Below are 13883 nucleotides of genomic sequence, written 5' to 3' on the forward strand. Positions count from 1 at the left end.
CTGACGCATACCCGGGGTCTGGCGCTGCAGCCGCGTCACTGGCTGCGCGCGGCGCCAGACGGCAGCGCGATTGCCTTTATGCTGGCCGATGAGCAGGACATTATTCAGCTCTGGAGCGTGTCGCCCAACGGCGGTGAGCCGCGGCAGATCACCCGGCTCAGCAGCAGTATCCAGTCTGCGTTCAGCTGGCATCCGCAGGGTGATGCCGTCGCCTTTATCTGTGCCGACCGCGTAATGCGCTGCGAAATGGCAGACGGTCGCTGTACGCCACTGACGCCGGTCACTGCCGCCGCGCTGAGCGGCGACGCAGTGGTCTGGTCGCCGGACGGAAAACAGATCGCCTATATGCGTGAAGTGGAGGGCTGGCGCCAGCTGTTCTGCGTCAGTGCGACGCCGGCATCGCGGCAGCCGTAGCGAGGCTCGCCTGGGTATTGGCCTCTCTTTCACTTTGCAGCACGCGTTCGCGCGGTGAGGAGCTGCGTTTGTCCTCACCGGCGTGGAAGTAGTCCCACGGCAGCAGCAGCGTATCCAGCACGGCAGAGAAGGGCAGATCGATCAGCGCCAGCGGTTTCAGCACCCAGCCCGTGTCATCATCAGTCAGCATTTTGGCACTGGCGCGCGTGCCAGGATAGTAACCCTGACTGCCGCCGGAGTGCGACATCATGCTGGAGCAGCCGGAGGTGGTTATCACACAGCACACCAGCAGGCCGGTCAGCGGAAAACGTTTTATCATCTTCATTGTCATCATCCCTTCAGTCATGGCTGCATCCCTGGCAGCAATATGTCACCTGACGTTATCAGCGCTCTCTGGCTCTGTTTTCAGTGCAGGTGCAGGGTTTCCTGAGTGTATGTCATCTCACCGGTTTTGCTGCAAAAAAATCACGCCGGTGGCCCTTGAAAAGATCGCTACCATACCCATTTTCACATTACGGCCGTATGACTGTTGCCGCATGGGACAGTGCCAGGCCGGACAACCTGTCCATAGTGGAAGGTTGCCAAAACTTGCTGATTATCAGGAGTCTTATTATGCGTAACTTTGATCTCTCTCCACTTTATCGTTCTTCCATCGGTTTCGATCGTCTGTTTAATCTGCTGGAAACCAACCAGAACCAGGCGAACGGAGGTTACCCTCCTTACAATGTCGAACTGGTGGATGAAAACCACTATCGCATTACGATTGCGGTAGCAGGCTTTGCCCAGAATGAGCTGGATATCACCGCCCACGACAATATGCTGGTGGTACGCGGCGCGCACCCTGAAGAGCAGCCGGAGCGCAAATATCTTTATCAGGGCATCGCCGAGCGCAATTTTGAGCGTAAATTCCAGCTGGCCGATCACATCGTGGTGCGCGATGCGCGTCTCGAACTCGGTCTGCTGAGCATCGATCTGGAGCGCATCGTTCCTGAAGAAGCGAAACCACGCCGGATTGAAATTCTGAAATAAGGCCATTACATAAGCCTTAAGCGCCGCAGCAATGCGGCGTTTTTTTTGATCAGAATCAGGCGCGGGAGAGTAGCCGCTGACTTAGCAGGCCGCCAAAGACATTGATCAGCAGACCGGCAACGATCACCGCTGCGCCCAGCAGCTCCTGCGCGGTCAGCGCTTCATCCAGCACAACGGCCGCGCTGATAATCCCCACCACCGGCACCAGCAGCGTCAGCGGTGCGACGCGCCAGGTTTCATAGCGGCTCAGCAGCCGACCCCAGATGCCATAACCGATGATAGTGGCGATGAAAGCCAGATAGATCAGCGCCAGAATAGTCTGCAGTGAAATGCCCTGCAGGCTGTGCACGATCAGCGCGCTGCCTTCGAACCACCAGGAGCAGATGAAAAAGGGAATAACCGGCACCAGCGCGCTCCACACCACCAGTGACATCACCGGTACGCGGTGATTGCGCAGAATGATTTTATTGGTGATATTGCCCAGCCCCCAGGAGGCCGCCGCCGCCAGCGTCAGCAGCATGGTTGTCAGGGTAATGCCGCCTGCCGTCTGGCCCGCCATACCGGCGCTGGCGAGCAGATACATCCCCAGGGTCGCGATCACGATGCCGGTAATATGATTCCAGCGCAGCTTCTCAGCCAGCAGCAGCGCGCCCAGCAGCAGCGTGAAGAACGCCTGCGCCTGCAGCACCAGCGACGCTACCCCGGCGGGCATGCCAAGCTTGATGGCTAAAAACAGGAAGGCAAACTGCCCGAAGCTGATCGTCATGCCATAGATGACCAGCCAGCGCAGCGGAATAGCCGGACGCTTTACAAACAGCAGGGCCGGAAACGCCACCAGGGCAAAACGCAGTCCCGCCAGCAGAAAAGGCGGCATGCCCTGCAGCCCGAGTTTGATCACCACAAAATTGACGCCCCACGCCACAACGACGCACAGCGCTAACAGCATATCTTTCATGGACATAAGGGCTTCCTGTTCTCAGGCTGTAGCCGGTTTCGGGCGGTTAAACCCGGTTCTCGTCTGCGGGATACGTGACGCTTTCGGCCTCGCGGAGCGCGCGCTCCAGCTCCTCCGCCAGGATCCGGACTGCTTGCTCAATTTTCGCCGCTTCCGGTACGTAGTTCATGCGCATGCACTGATGCGTATGCGGCCACGCCTGCTCCAGCCCCGGGAAGAAGAAGTGGCCCGGCACCATCAGCACGCCGCGCGCTTTGAGACGCTGATAGAGCACTTCAGTGGTGATGGGCAGATCGCGAAACCAGAGCCAGAGGAAAATTGCCCCCTCCGGCTTGTGGATCAGACAGCGATCTTCCGGCAGGTAGCGACGCAGGATTGCCAGCGTTTCCGCCACTTTAGCCTGATAAAACGGCCGGATAACCTCATCAGAGAGGCGCAGCAGATCGCCGCGTACAATCATTTCGTTTGCCAGCGCCGGGCCAATGCTGCCGGGCGCCAGGCTGATAATACCGTTCATATTACCCAGCGCGCTGATGGTGCTTTCATCGGCAATAATGATGCCGCAGCGTGCGCCAGGCAGGCCGAGCTTGGAGAGGCTCATGCAGAGAATGGTGTTGGGATTCCACAGCGGCCGCGCTTCGCTGAAAATGATACCGGGGAAGGGCACGCCATAGGCATTGTCGATCAACAGCGGCACGCCGTGCTGCTGTGCCAGCGCATCCAGCTGCAACAGCTCATCGTCAGTGACCACATTGCCGGTCGGATTGGTCGGGCGCGAAACGCAAATCAGCCCGATATCCTCATGCAGCGGCAGATGGTCAAAATCGACATGATATTTAAACTGCCCTTCTGGCAGCAGCTCGATGGTGGGCTTCGCTGAAACAAACAGCCCCTCTTCAAGGCCGGCGTCAGCGTAACCGAGATATTCCGGCGCCAGCGGAAACAGCACGCGCTTTTTGCTGCCGTCGGCGCGGTGTCCGGCAAACAGATTAAACAGGTAGAAAAACGCGCTCTGGCTGCCGTTGGTCAGCGCAATATTTTGCGCCGTGACAGGCCAGCCAAGCTGCTCGCTCAGCAGGGTGGCAAGCGATGCCAGCAGCTGCGCCTTGCCGCGTGGCCCGTCATAGTTGCACAGCGCCTCGCTCAGCGTGCCATCTTTATGCATCTGCAGCAGCAGCTGGTCAAAATAATCGTTCATTGCCGGGATCTGTGCCGGGTTACCGCCGCCCAGCATGATGGTGCCGGGTGTGCGCAGTCCCTCTCCCATATCTTCCATCAGACGGGAGATACCGGTGGGTTGCGTAAATTTGTCGCCGAACTGAGAAAAGGACATAGGAAGTAAAAATTTTGTGAAAGCGAATGGAGAAAACCACCATAACGCCCGCCTGCGGCGGGCGCAATGGCTAAAGCGGTCCTGTCAGCGCAGAACCTGCGGGTTAACGCAGTTTTTATCCGGTGTACCGGTCAGCGCGGCAATCAGATTTTCAACCGCATCACGGGCCATGCCGTAGCGCGTCTCGTGCGTGGCTGAACCAATATGCGGCAGCGCCACCACGTTTGGCAGGGTAAGGATCTCTGCCTCAGCGGGAACGGGTTCTACCTCAAAAACGTCCAGTCCGGCAGCCAGCAGGGTGCCCGCTTTCAGCGCTGCCGTCAGCGCCTGCTCATCCACCACCGGGCCGCGACCCGCGTTGATCAGAATTGCGCCGGGCTTCATCAGCTGCAGCTGCGCGGCACCAATCATATGGTGCGTCTGTTCGGTGAGCGGCAGACTGATGCAGACAAAATCGCTCTCTTTCAGCAGCGTCTCCAGATCGCAGGCGCGGGCCTGAAAGCGGTTCTCCGCTTCTTCATGCTGACGACGGGCGTTATAGAGAATATTCATACCAAAACCGAAATGGGCGCGCTGCGCCAGCGCCAGGCCAATACGGCCCATGCCTAAAATCCCCATGGTTTTGTGGTGAACGTCGGTGCCAAACAGATCCGGACCGATGCTCTTTTTCCAGTTGCCTTCTTTAACCCATTTATCCAGCTCGGCCACGCGGCGTGCGGTGCTCAGTACCAGCGCCATCATGGTATCCGCTACGGTCTCGGTCAGGACCGTCGGGGTGTGCATCAGCAGCACCTTGCGCTGATTCAGCGCGTCAACGTTAAAGTTGTCATAGCCGACGGAGACGGTGGAGCAGGCGCGCAGCGCCGGCATCTGCGACAGCAGTGCGTCATCGACTTTGCCGCCGGAACCGATAATACCTTCTGCCTGCGCAAACGCGTCCGCATGCTGGCGCACCGTTTCCGGTGAAACATCTTTTACTTCGGTAACGTGAAAATGCGTATCGAGCTGGCGGCGCAGATCGTCAGGCAGGCTTTTGTAGAGGATCACAGCAGGTTTCATGAATCGCTTCCTGTAGAAATAGGTGACGGGCGACAGGTGCCGCCCGGAGAAGTCATCTCTTACGCTTTCAGGCGTGCTTCGCCCCGTGAATCGGCGGCGTTTTGTTTGCGGCAGGCTTGACGATCAGCGTCAGCCAGACCGAAACCAGCAGGGCTGAACCCATGAAGATATAAGATGCGGCCGGGCTGCCGGTTGCTCCATTAAGATAGCCGACAATCCATGAACCGATAAAGGAACCCAGCGCACCCATGCTGTTAATCAGCGCCATGGCACCACCCGAAACGTTGCGCGGCAGCATTTCCGGAATGATGGCAAAGAACGGACCGTAAGGGGCATACATCGCTCCGCCGGCAATCACCAGCAGCGCATAGGAGAGCCAGAAATTGCCCGGACCTACCAGATAAGAGCCAAGGAACGCCAGTGCGCCAATCAGCAGCAGCGGCCAGACAAACAGTTTCCGGTTCTGCGTTTTATCAGACGCCCACGACACCACCACCATGGCGATAGTAGCGACCAGATAAGGCACCGCTGAGAGCCAGCCCGCTTCCACCATACCCATCTGCGTGCCGTTACGCAGAATGGAAGGCAGCCACAGCACAAAGCCGTATACGCCAATACTCCAGGCAAAATACTGCATGCAAAGGATGATGACGTTGCGATTGCGAAACGCTTCGCTGTAGTTCCGCACCGCTTTGATATTTTCCTGCTCTTTCTGCAGCTGCGCCTGCAGCGCGGCTTTTTCCTCATCGCTCATCCATTTTGCCTGCGCCGGTTTATCCTGCACCAGGAACCACCAGGCGATAGCCAGATCACCGCCGGAAAACCTTCGATGATGAACATCTCACGCCAGCCAAAGGCGTTAATCAGATAGCCGGACACCACCGACATCCACAGTACGGTGACCGGGTTGCCGAGGATCAGAAAGGTATTGGCGCGCGAACGCTCCGACTTGGTAAACCAGTTACTGATGTAGATCAGCATCGCGGGCATCACGGCCGCTTCCACCACGCCGAGGATAAAGCGGATCGCTGCCAGCATCGGAATATTGCTGACGATCCCGGTCAGCGAAGCGCAGCCGCCCCACAGGATCAGGCACCAGAAAATCAGTTTTTTTACGCTGCGGCGCTCGGCATAGATAGCACCGGGGATTTGAAAGAAGAAGTAGCCGAGAAAAAACAGCGCGCCCAGCAGCGATGACATCCCTTTGGTAATGCCGAGATCGTCATTAATGCCTGCGGCAGAGGCGAAGCTGAAGTTCGCCCGGTCCAGATACGCCAGACTGTAGGTGATAAACACGATGGGCATGATATACCACCAGCGTTTTGGCGCGATTGTCTGCGATTTCATGCGTGACTCCTCTGGTTGAGGCGGGCACATTCCGTGGATGCGCCTCAGAATAATAGTGTTGTAGGGTAAGTAGTATCGTGCCGGCGCAGTAACTCAGTAATCACCCAGCGCCGCGCGGGTGGGTAAACCTTCACTGTCTCCCGCTACCTGAATAGCGAGCGATCCGATCTTATTGCCGCGCAGAATCGCCTGCGGCAGCGTTTTATCTTCCAGCAGGGCGCTGATCAGGCCCACGGCAAAGCCGTCGCCTGCGCCCACGGTATCCACCACGTTGTCGACCAGCACCGGGGCGACCACGCCTTTTTCTCCCTGTGCCGTTTTATACCAGGCACCGTCGCAGCCGGTTTTAATCACCACCGCTTTGACGCCCTTATCGAGGTAGAAATCAGCAATTGCTTCCGGCTGGCGATAGCCGGTCAGGATATAGCCCTCTTTTTCACCCGGCAGCACCCAGTCGGCATACTCTGCCAGCGCATTAAGCTGCTGGCGCATCTCTGCTTCGCTGCGCCACAGCACCGGACGCAGATTGGGATCGAAAGAGATACTTTTGCCCTGCGCCCGCATTGTCTGTGCCGCATAGTGCAGCAGCGCCAGCGATGAATCAGAGAGCGCAGCGGCCACGCCGCTCAGATGAAGATGGCGCGCGCTGCCAAAATAGTCCGGATTAAAATCGTCCGGCGAGAGGTGGCTTGCCGCCGATCCTTTGCGGAAATATTCCACTTCCGGATCGGAGCCGTCGTCGACGCGCGCTTTCAGCTGAAAGCCGGTACGGTAGCGGGCATCCGTGGTCACACAGCGGTGATCAACGCTCTCTTTTGCCAGCTGCTGCAGCGTGAAGCGCCCGAAGCTGTCATCCCCGACGCGGCTGACCCAGCCAACCTGCAGGCCAAGACGCGCCAGACCGATGGCAACGTTCAGTTCGGCGCCGGCAATACGCTTGATAAAGCGCTCTGCTGCCGCAAGGTCGCCGGTTTGCTGCGCGATAAACATCGCCATCGCTTCGCCAATGGTGACGACATCAAGTTGAGAAGGTTGTGTCATGGCAGGCTCCTTAGGCGGCACGCAGCAGGTCAACATAGTGGCGGGTTACCGCCAGCAGATCGCCGCCTTCCAGCGGGAACTCAATACCGCGCGGTGCATCTGCGGGCAGGGCGTGCAGCAGCGTGCGCCAGCTCTCATCCGCATCATCAAGGCGATCGCCCGGAACGTGTCGCGATGCGCAACGGCCGCTTTAACGTGCACATAGCTGACGTAGCGGCTGAGCTGATGAGCAGCCTGCAGCGCATCCTCGCCGGTCCAGAGCCAGTTCCCCATATCGAACGTCATATCCAGCGGCAGGGCGGCGTCGCAGGCGTGGTGAAAAAAGCGCAGCATGGGCGCCAGCGTACTGTCAGCGGTCTGATCGTTCTCAATCACCAGCGTCACGGATGTTGACGCCAGAATCTCTACCAGCTGCCGGTCAGCCAGCTGAACAAAGTGGCCAATAGCGAGTTTCAGCCGCTGCGCGCCGAGCTGCTCCGCTTCATGGAAAAACTGTGCCAGCCGTGGATTGAGTGCGCCATCTGCCAGCCACAGCGATTCCGGAACGGAGTAGCTGACCTGCAGCGACTGCTCACGCGCCGTCTGGCCCAGCTCCGGCAGCTGCTGCAGCTCAATGTCGCTGAACAGCTCGCGGCGAATCTCAACGCCGTCAGCGCCAGCCGCTTTGATCAGCGGCAGCAGGCGGCTCTGCCCGCCAAGCTCGGCAATTTTATGCGCGCCGTAGGCGGCGGTCACTACAATAATTTCTGGTCTCATCACGTCTCTCCGGGCACCAAACTGCCTCCCAATCGTTGAGAAAACGTTAGATGGAACCGGTTCCAAAGGAAAGACGCAGACTGCGGATTTATGATCCTGCTCACGAAGTCAGCATCAGGTTCCGGTATCAGCGCAGCGGCTGGCTCGACCCGCGCACGATCAGCTCGCCGGAAAACACCTGATCCCGTATCGGTGCATCGCTGCCGTCAATACGGGTGATCACCTGCTCCAGGGCCGCATAGCCAATCTGCCAGGTGGGCTGACGCAGCGTGGTAATGCCGACGCCGGCCAGCGCCGCCCATTCCAGTTCATCAAACCCCAGCAGGCCGATATCTTTACCCCAGACCAGCTCCAGGCGCTGGAGCGCCCGTGCCACCTGCAGCGTCAGGGCACCGTTGGCAGCTACCACGGCAACGCGTCTGCCGGCATGCCGCTGATAAAAGTCCAGCAGCGCCCGATCCAGAGGTTCTGGCTGGTGCAGCGGCACTTCCGCATTCTCCGCGATGGCGTCCGGCGCGGCACCTGCGGTGGCAAAAAAGGCGCGCAGGCGTTCGCGGCGGGTATTGACGCTGCCCAGCGGCTCGCTGAGAAACAGCAGAGCGTTATAGCCATTATCCAGCAGATGACGCGTGGCGTTGCAGGCTGCTTCCTGGTTATTCAGCCCGACAACATCGCAGGCGAACTCAGGAATTTTACGGTCGATCAATACCATTGGCAGCATTGACTGCTGCAGCCGGTTGAGTACCACTTCGTGCATACCGACCGCGTTAACTACAATGCCCTCAACCTGATAGCTGCTCAGCAGCTGCAGATAGTGCTGCTCCAGATCGACCTCATTGTTGGTGTTACACATCAGCAGCGTAAATCCGCGGGCGCGGCAGGCTGCTTCAATGCCGCTCAGCACATCCACGGAATAGGGATTGGTGATATCTGCAATGATCAGGCCAATTAATCGCGTACGGCCACGCTTCAGGCCGCGGGCCATCTGGCTGGGACGATAATTCAGCGCGTCAATCGCCTGCTCAATACGGGTTTTCAGATCGGGCGAAAGGAGATGTTCTTCCCCGTTCAGATAGCGGGAAACACTGGTTTTACCTGTATTTGCCGTGCGGGCAACATCGCTGATTGTGGCGCGTGGCGGCCTGGTTTTCATTGCATATTCCTGAAAAGTTAAATCAGGCGAAGACTATCACAGCACGCGCGGCGCGCCATCATCAGGCGTCAGCGGCAAGGCGCAAAACCGGCTGCCAGAGTGTCTGCAGCTCGGTGACCGGCCTGTCTGCCAGCAGCTGCAGCACCATCTCCGCCACACATTCGCCGATGCGCTGCTGAGAGATCTGCAGGATCACATTAACCGGATGGTCGATAATCGAGTCATGGGGCAGACCGTCATAGACGTAGAGCGCGATCGCACGCGCACCGGAGAGCCGCTGCTGCTGCTGGAGCGCAATGGCTGCACCTTCGCCGAGCGTGCTGCAGTCGGTAATAATGGCCTGCGGCGGCGCAGGGTGACGCAGCCAGGCGAGCGTTTGCTGCAGTCCGGCACGGCGGGTAGGCGGCAGTGCCGCAACAAATTCTGCAGGCTGTGCGGCATCCCGCAGCGTATCGAGAAAGCCGCGGCGGCGATCGAGGATATAGGTGCCCGGCTCATCGGTACCGAGCCAGGCAAGCCGCGTCAGCCCCTGCTGCAGGGCGTGCCGCGCCGCCAGCTGCGCCCCCGCGTAGTTATCGTAGTCAAACCAGGCGTAGGGCTGCGGCAGCTCGCTGCGGCCGAGGGTAAGGAAGCGAAACCCTTTCTGCTGCAGGCGCTCCAGGCGGGCGTCGTGCGGAGTGGTATGGGTAACGATCAGCGCATCGAGTGCGCCGCTGCGCAGCATGCGCAATAAATTGCGCTGCTGATCGCGCGGTTTATCCGGCAGCAGCAGCAGGTCGATATCCTGACGCGCCAGGCACCGATCCAGCGTCAGCAGCATTTCACTGTAGTAGCTGTCGTTAAGCGAGGCGGTACTGACGGGTAATACCAGCCCGACGGCGTTTGCCCGGCCGGTTTTCAGACGGCGTGCCGCAATGTTTGGCCGATAACCGCGACGGCGTGCTTCATCCTGAATGCGTTGCCGGGTTGATTCCGCCACGTCGTCGTAGCCGTTCAGCGCGCGACTGACGGTGGTAACAGAGAGGCCAAGGGCGGCAGCGATCGCTTTGAGTGACATGGGCGTATCCGACCGGTTGAGTTTTTGTCACGCTGGTATAAGCCAGTGTAGTCTTCAGAGAGCGGGGGCAGTATATACTGTTTTCTGGAATGGTTTCCAGTTATTTCCGGAAAGTGTCAGAAACCGGCCTGCGGGTGCAGGCCGGCAGGCTGTTTAGTTCAGCGGACTGAGGGTGATCTCAACGCGACGGTTCTGCGCTTTGCCCTCTTCAGTGCTGTTGCTGGCAACCGGGTTATCCGGTCCCATGCCCTGCGTGCGCAGGCGATTCTGCGCTACGCCCTGAAGCACCAGTGCGCTGGCCACGCTTTCGGCACGCTGCTGCGACAGACGCATATTCAGCGCGCGTGAACCGGTGCTGTCGGTATAGCCGACAACGTTAACGGCGGTTTTTGGATACTCTTTCAGCACCATAGCCACGCCGCTCAGGGTGTTGGCGCCGGCCGTTTTCAGCGTTGCGCTGCTGGAGTCAAAGGTGACATTGTTTGGCATATTCAGAACAATGTTGTCGCCCTGACGGGTTACGCTGACGCCCGTACCGCGCATTTTGTCGCGCAGTTTCGCTTCCTGAACATCCATGTAATACCCCACGCCGCCGCCCAGCGCCGCACCGGATGCCGCGCCAATCAGCGCGCCCTTTTTACGATCTTTTTTAGAGGAGGAGAGCACGCCTACTCCGGCACCGACCACGGCACCCAGACCCGCACCAATTCCGGACTTACCCGCCTGCGATTCGCCGGTATAAGGATTGGTAGTACAACCCGACAGCGCAAGGCTGCCGCTTACAAACAAGGCCAGCGTCAGAGCACGCTTTTTCATCATCAGTCCCTCAATATACTTATGGGTAACACTCCCGGAAGGCCACTATTATGCCGTTCAAAGATGGGGAAATTCGTGAGGCCGAATCTGAAAATGTAAATTTTTGCGTTAAAGATTATCGGGATGGCGGAAACAGGTGGTTTGATGATCGTTAATCAGCCCGCAGGCCTGCATAAATGCGTGGCATATTGTCGGACCGATAAATTTGAAGCCGCGCTGCTTCAGGGCCTTAGAGAGCGCCATCGCCGGTTCAGAAGTGACCGGTGCCTGCCGGTAATCGGCATAATGGTGCAAAATGGGGCGATCGTTCACAAATGACCAGATAAAGCGGGAAAAATCGTCGCCTGTTGCTTCCATCGCCAGCAGGGCGCGTGCGTTCTGCACAATCGCTTCCAGCTTGCCGCGATGGCGGATCACTCCGCTCTCCTGCATCAGACGGCTGATATCCGCTTCGTCCATTCGCGCGACGGTGGCCGGATCGAAATCATGAAACGCCCGGCGGTAATTTTCGCGCTTTTTCAGCACGGTGATCCAGGAGAGACCCGCCTGCTGCCCTTCAAGGCAGAGCATCTCAAACAGGGCGCGCCTTTCTCTTTGCGCAACCCCCCATTCACGGTCGTGATAACGCACGTAAAGCGGATCTGCGGTTACCCAGCCACATCGCTGCATGCTCTGCTCCCTGTTTCTGCTACGAACGTTCAGCGGCAAGGCTGAAAACCGGCACCAAATGAGAAGCGCGATAAGTCGGGTGAAATATACTAAGCACGCTAATTATTTTATCATTTGGTTACATTATAATGCGTGAACATATTACTCTTATTAGCCGCGAGATGGCGGCCTTTCTCATCAGTGGATTGCTTCTGGTTTTCTGTATGGCGATGGTATATATCGACGTCGCCTGGATGCACAACGCATTACACGAAACGTCGTTTACTGAAATCACGCAGGCCGTGATGCTGACTCTGCTTGCTGCGCTGTTCTTCCGCGCCGCGTCGCAGCGACCTGAGCAGCGCAGCGCGCTGATTCTGGTGGGTGGATTCTACAGTTGCATGCTGATACGCGAACTCGATTATCTGTTTGATCTTATCCGGCACGGTGCCTGGCTCTGGTTTGCGCTCGCGACCACCGCCGCGTCACTGGCGCTGGCGCTGCGTACCCCGGCGCAGATCCTGCCTGGTCTCGCTGCGCTGCTGCAGCACCGCAGCTGGCAGATGATGGCCGCAGGCTTACTGGCCATACTGGTGTTTTCCCGGCTATTCGGTATGCATCAGCTCTGGCAGCAGCTGATGATGGAGGGGTATAACCGGGTCGTGAAGAATATGGCCGAAGAGGGCTGCGAACTCTTTGGTTACACTCTCTGCCTTATCGCATCGCTGCGTTATCTGTGGCAGACGCATACGGCGCAGGCGTCTCTGCCCCGCGATAGCGTCTCGCCTGTGCTGAGCCGCGCTGCACGCTGATTCCTGCCTTTTATGACGATCCCCGGTGCTAAAACAGGTACACTGTCTCTCTGGCGCCGGGTTATCTGGCGCCCCGAAATGCTCAACGTCAGGTCTCTTCATGTCCGTAAAAATCTTATCTTCAACGCTGGCCGGGCTGGACAGCTTCTGCCGCGATCCGCTTGCCGCACTGCACCAGGCCGATAACGGTACGCTGGCCGTGCTGCAGGATAACGTGCCCGCTTTTTATGCGCTGACGCCGCAGCGCCTGGCAGCGCTGCTGGCGCTGGAGGCGGCAGCCCGGCAGCCCAGCGATGTCGCGCTGGATGACACTCTGTTTCAGCCGGATAGCGCCGCGCTGGCTATCCCGGCGGGTAAGTTTGCCATGTATCAGGGCTGGCAGCCCGACAGCGACTTTCAGCGTCAGGCCGCCATATGGGGCGTGGCGCTCAGCGAGCCGGTGACGCCCGCTGAGCTGGCTACCTTTGTAGCTTACTGGCAGGCAGAAGGGCGGCCTTTTCATCATGTGCAGTGGCAGCAGAAGCTGGCGCGCAGCGTGCAGATGCATCGTGCCGGCAATGGGGGCCAGCCAAAGCGCGATATTACGCGTATCGACAATACTGATTACGATATTCCCGATGGTTTCCGAGGTGAGTAATGAAAACGCCAACCGATCTTTTCAATCGCCTGAAAAAAATCATGCCGAAAGAGGTGCAGCCAAAATTCAAAAATGGCGCTGAGCTGCTGGCGTGGAATCAGGAGCAGGGCCGTCTGCGCTCAGAAGCGATAATACGTGAGAACCGCGCCATGAAGATGCAGCGCATTATGGGCCGCTCCGGTATTCGCGAACTGCATATGAACTGCTCTTTTGACAACTATCGCGTAGAGAATGACGGGCAGCGCAAAGCGCTGGCGCTGGCGCGCGAGTACGCGGCCGGATTTGAGAACAGTATTGCCAGCTTTGTGTTTACCGGCCGTCCCGGCACCGGAAAGAATCATCTGGCGGCGGCGATCGGGAATGATCTGATCATTCGCGGCAGGAGCGTCCTGATTGTGACGGTGGCCGATTTGATGTCCAGCATGAAGGGTACGTTCAGCGGCGGCAGCGATATCACGGAAGAGCGGCTGCTGCAGGATCTTACGCAGGTTGATCTGCTGGTGATCGATGAGATCGGCATGCAGAGTGAATCGCGCTACGAAAAAGTGATTATTAATCAGATTGTCGATCGGCGCTCCTCTTCAAAACGCCCTACCGGCATGCTCTCTAATCTTGACCCGGCAGGAATGAACAGCCTGCTGGGCGAGCGCGTAATGGACCGGATGCGGCTGGGAAACAGCCTGTGGGTACGCTTCGACTGGGAGAGCTACCGCAGCCGCGTGCGCGGTGATGAATATTGATAGCTGAAACGGGTAAACTGCGCGGCCGCCTGCGCGCCCGGGTGATGCCGGGCTGCTAAACTGAACCGTATCTCATCCTCAGGTGA

At 58.5% G+C, this 13883-nt stretch carries 14 protein-coding genes and 2 pseudogenes; 5 read left to right on the top strand and 11 right to left on the bottom strand.

Translation table 11 applies throughout. From position 1 onward, the window contains the following. Positions 1-414, top strand: a 414-nt coding sequence (locus tag HA43_RS13490) for a TolB-like translocation protein (protein ID WP_211279579.1), incomplete at its 5' end; no start/stop codon positions are given. Here HA43_RS13490 and HA43_RS13495 read toward each other — a convergent pair. Then, the gene (locus tag HA43_RS13495; RefSeq protein WP_223811800.1) at positions 383-739 is read right to left on the bottom strand and encodes a YceK/YidQ family lipoprotein; all 357 of its coding nucleotides are present in this window, start codon (positions 737-739) and stop codon (positions 383-385) included. The two genes, HA43_RS13490 and HA43_RS13495, sit on opposite strands and share 32 nt — an antisense overlap. A gap of 287 nt (positions 740-1026) precedes the next feature. Between HA43_RS13495 and ibpA the strand changes: the two genes are divergently transcribed. Next, on the top strand, positions 1027-1443 hold the full coding sequence (gene ibpA / locus HA43_RS13500; RefSeq protein WP_039381531.1) for a small heat shock chaperone IbpA: 417 nt from the start codon (positions 1027-1029) through the stop codon (positions 1441-1443). A 55-nt stretch (positions 1444-1498) separates the two neighbouring features. Here ibpA and HA43_RS13505 read toward each other — a convergent pair whose 3' ends face one another. The 10 genes and pseudogenes from HA43_RS13505 to HA43_RS13550 form a co-directional block, all read right to left on the bottom strand. Further along, positions 1499-2404, bottom strand: a complete 906-nt coding sequence (locus HA43_RS13505) for an EamA family transporter (protein WP_094111886.1) — start codon at positions 2402-2404, stop codon at positions 1499-1501. 40 nt (positions 2405-2444) lie between these two features. Next, positions 2445-3731 carry a valine--pyruvate transaminase gene (locus tag HA43_RS13510; RefSeq protein ID WP_094111887.1) on the bottom strand — a complete coding sequence of 429 codons (1287 nt, stop codon included), beginning with the start codon at positions 3729-3731 and terminating at the stop codon, positions 2445-2447. 84 nt (positions 3732-3815) lie between these two features. Further along, entirely contained in the window at positions 3816-4790 is a 975-nt protein-coding gene (ghrB, locus tag HA43_RS13515) for a glyoxylate/hydroxypyruvate reductase GhrB (protein ID WP_039381539.1), read from the bottom strand. 67 nt (positions 4791-4857) lie between these two features. After that, positions 4858-6137 (bottom strand): annotated as a pseudogene (locus HA43_RS13520) (MFS transporter). A gap of 93 nt (positions 6138-6230) precedes the next feature. After that, positions 6231-7178: a sugar kinase gene (locus tag HA43_RS13525; protein ID WP_071668244.1), complete on the bottom strand. Its 948-nt coding sequence runs from the start codon at positions 7176-7178 to the stop codon at positions 6231-6233. A gap of 10 nt (positions 7179-7188) precedes the next feature. Continuing rightward, positions 7189-7934, bottom strand: a pseudogene (locus HA43_RS13530) (sugar phosphate isomerase/epimerase family protein). A gap of 127 nt (positions 7935-8061) precedes the next feature. Beyond that, positions 8062-9087 carry a LacI family DNA-binding transcriptional regulator gene (locus tag HA43_RS13535; RefSeq protein WP_039381552.1) on the bottom strand — a complete coding sequence of 342 codons (1026 nt, stop codon included), beginning with the start codon at positions 9085-9087 and terminating at the stop codon, positions 8062-8064. Positions 9088-9148: 61 nt separating this feature from the next. Beyond that, entirely contained in the window at positions 9149-10144 is a 996-nt protein-coding gene (locus HA43_RS13540) for a LacI family DNA-binding transcriptional regulator (RefSeq protein ID WP_094111888.1), read from the bottom strand. Positions 10145-10297: 153 nt separating this feature from the next. Further along, positions 10298-10960, bottom strand: a complete 663-nt coding sequence (locus tag HA43_RS13545) for an OmpA family lipoprotein (protein ID WP_039381558.1) — start codon at positions 10958-10960, stop codon at positions 10298-10300. Between the two features lie 108 nt (positions 10961-11068). Continuing rightward, on the bottom strand, positions 11069-11629 hold the full coding sequence (locus tag HA43_RS13550) for a DNA-3-methyladenine glycosylase I (protein ID WP_094111889.1): 561 nt from the start codon (positions 11627-11629) through the stop codon (positions 11069-11071). A 128-nt stretch (positions 11630-11757) separates the two neighbouring features. On the opposite strand from HA43_RS13550, the gene HA43_RS13555 reads away from it, so the two are divergent. The 3 genes from HA43_RS13555 to dnaC all read left to right on the top strand — a co-directional run bounded on the left by HA43_RS13555 (position 11758) and on the right by dnaC (position 13797). Continuing rightward, positions 11758-12420: a hypothetical protein gene (locus HA43_RS13555; RefSeq protein WP_094111890.1), complete on the top strand. Its 663-nt coding sequence runs from the start codon at positions 11758-11760 to the stop codon at positions 12418-12420. Between the two features lie 100 nt (positions 12421-12520). Further along, positions 12521-13057: a primosomal protein DnaT gene (gene dnaT, locus HA43_RS13560; protein ID WP_039381566.1), complete on the top strand. Its 537-nt coding sequence runs from the start codon at positions 12521-12523 to the stop codon at positions 13055-13057. Next, positions 13057-13797, top strand: coding sequence for a replicative helicase loader DnaC (gene dnaC, locus HA43_RS13565; RefSeq protein WP_094111891.1), 741 nt, complete (start codon positions 13057-13059; stop codon positions 13795-13797). The genes dnaT and dnaC overlap by 1 nt, the downstream gene beginning before the upstream one ends. Positions 13798-13883 lie beyond the last annotated feature (86 nt).

The organism is Pantoea eucrina, from assembly GCF_002095385.1.
GTDB classification, from domain to species: domain Bacteria; phylum Pseudomonadota; class Gammaproteobacteria; order Enterobacterales; family Enterobacteriaceae; genus Pantoea; species Pantoea eucrina.

Excerpts from the sequence above, each read along its gene's own strand:
- HA43_RS13495 (WP_223811800.1), bottom strand. The coding sequence starts at position 739 with ATGAAGATGATAAAACGTTTTCCGCTGACCGGCCTGCTGGTGTGCTGT.
- ibpA (WP_039381531.1), top strand. The coding sequence starts at position 1,027 with ATGCGTAACTTTGATCTCTCTCCACTTTATCGTTCTTCCATCGGTTTC.
- HA43_RS13505 (WP_094111886.1), bottom strand. The coding sequence starts at position 2,404 with ATGTCCATGAAAGATATGCTGTTAGCGCTGTGCGTCGTTGTGGCGTGG.
- HA43_RS13510 (WP_094111887.1), bottom strand. The coding sequence starts at position 3,731 with ATGTCCTTTTCTCAGTTCGGCGACAAATTTACGCAACCCACCGGTATC.
- ghrB (WP_039381539.1), bottom strand. The coding sequence starts at position 4,790 with ATGAAACCTGCTGTGATCCTCTACAAAAGCCTGCCTGACGATCTGCGC.
- HA43_RS13525 (WP_071668244.1), bottom strand. The coding sequence starts at position 7,178 with ATGACACAACCTTCTCAACTTGATGTCGTCACCATTGGCGAAGCGATG.
- HA43_RS13535 (WP_039381552.1), bottom strand. The coding sequence starts at position 9,087 with ATGAAAACCAGGCCGCCACGCGCCACAATCAGCGATGTTGCCCGCACG.
- HA43_RS13540 (WP_094111888.1), bottom strand. The coding sequence starts at position 10,144 with ATGTCACTCAAAGCGATCGCTGCCGCCCTTGGCCTCTCTGTTACCACC.
- HA43_RS13545 (WP_039381558.1), bottom strand. The coding sequence starts at position 10,960 with ATGAAAAAGCGTGCTCTGACGCTGGCCTTGTTTGTAAGCGGCAGCCTT.
- HA43_RS13550 (WP_094111889.1), bottom strand. The coding sequence starts at position 11,629 with ATGCAGCGATGTGGCTGGGTAACCGCAGATCCGCTTTACGTGCGTTAT.
- HA43_RS13555 (WP_094111890.1), top strand. The coding sequence starts at position 11,758 with ATGCGTGAACATATTACTCTTATTAGCCGCGAGATGGCGGCCTTTCTC.
- dnaT (WP_039381566.1), top strand. The coding sequence starts at position 12,521 with ATGTCCGTAAAAATCTTATCTTCAACGCTGGCCGGGCTGGACAGCTTC.
- dnaC (WP_094111891.1), top strand. The coding sequence starts at position 13,057 with ATGAAAACGCCAACCGATCTTTTCAATCGCCTGAAAAAAATCATGCCG.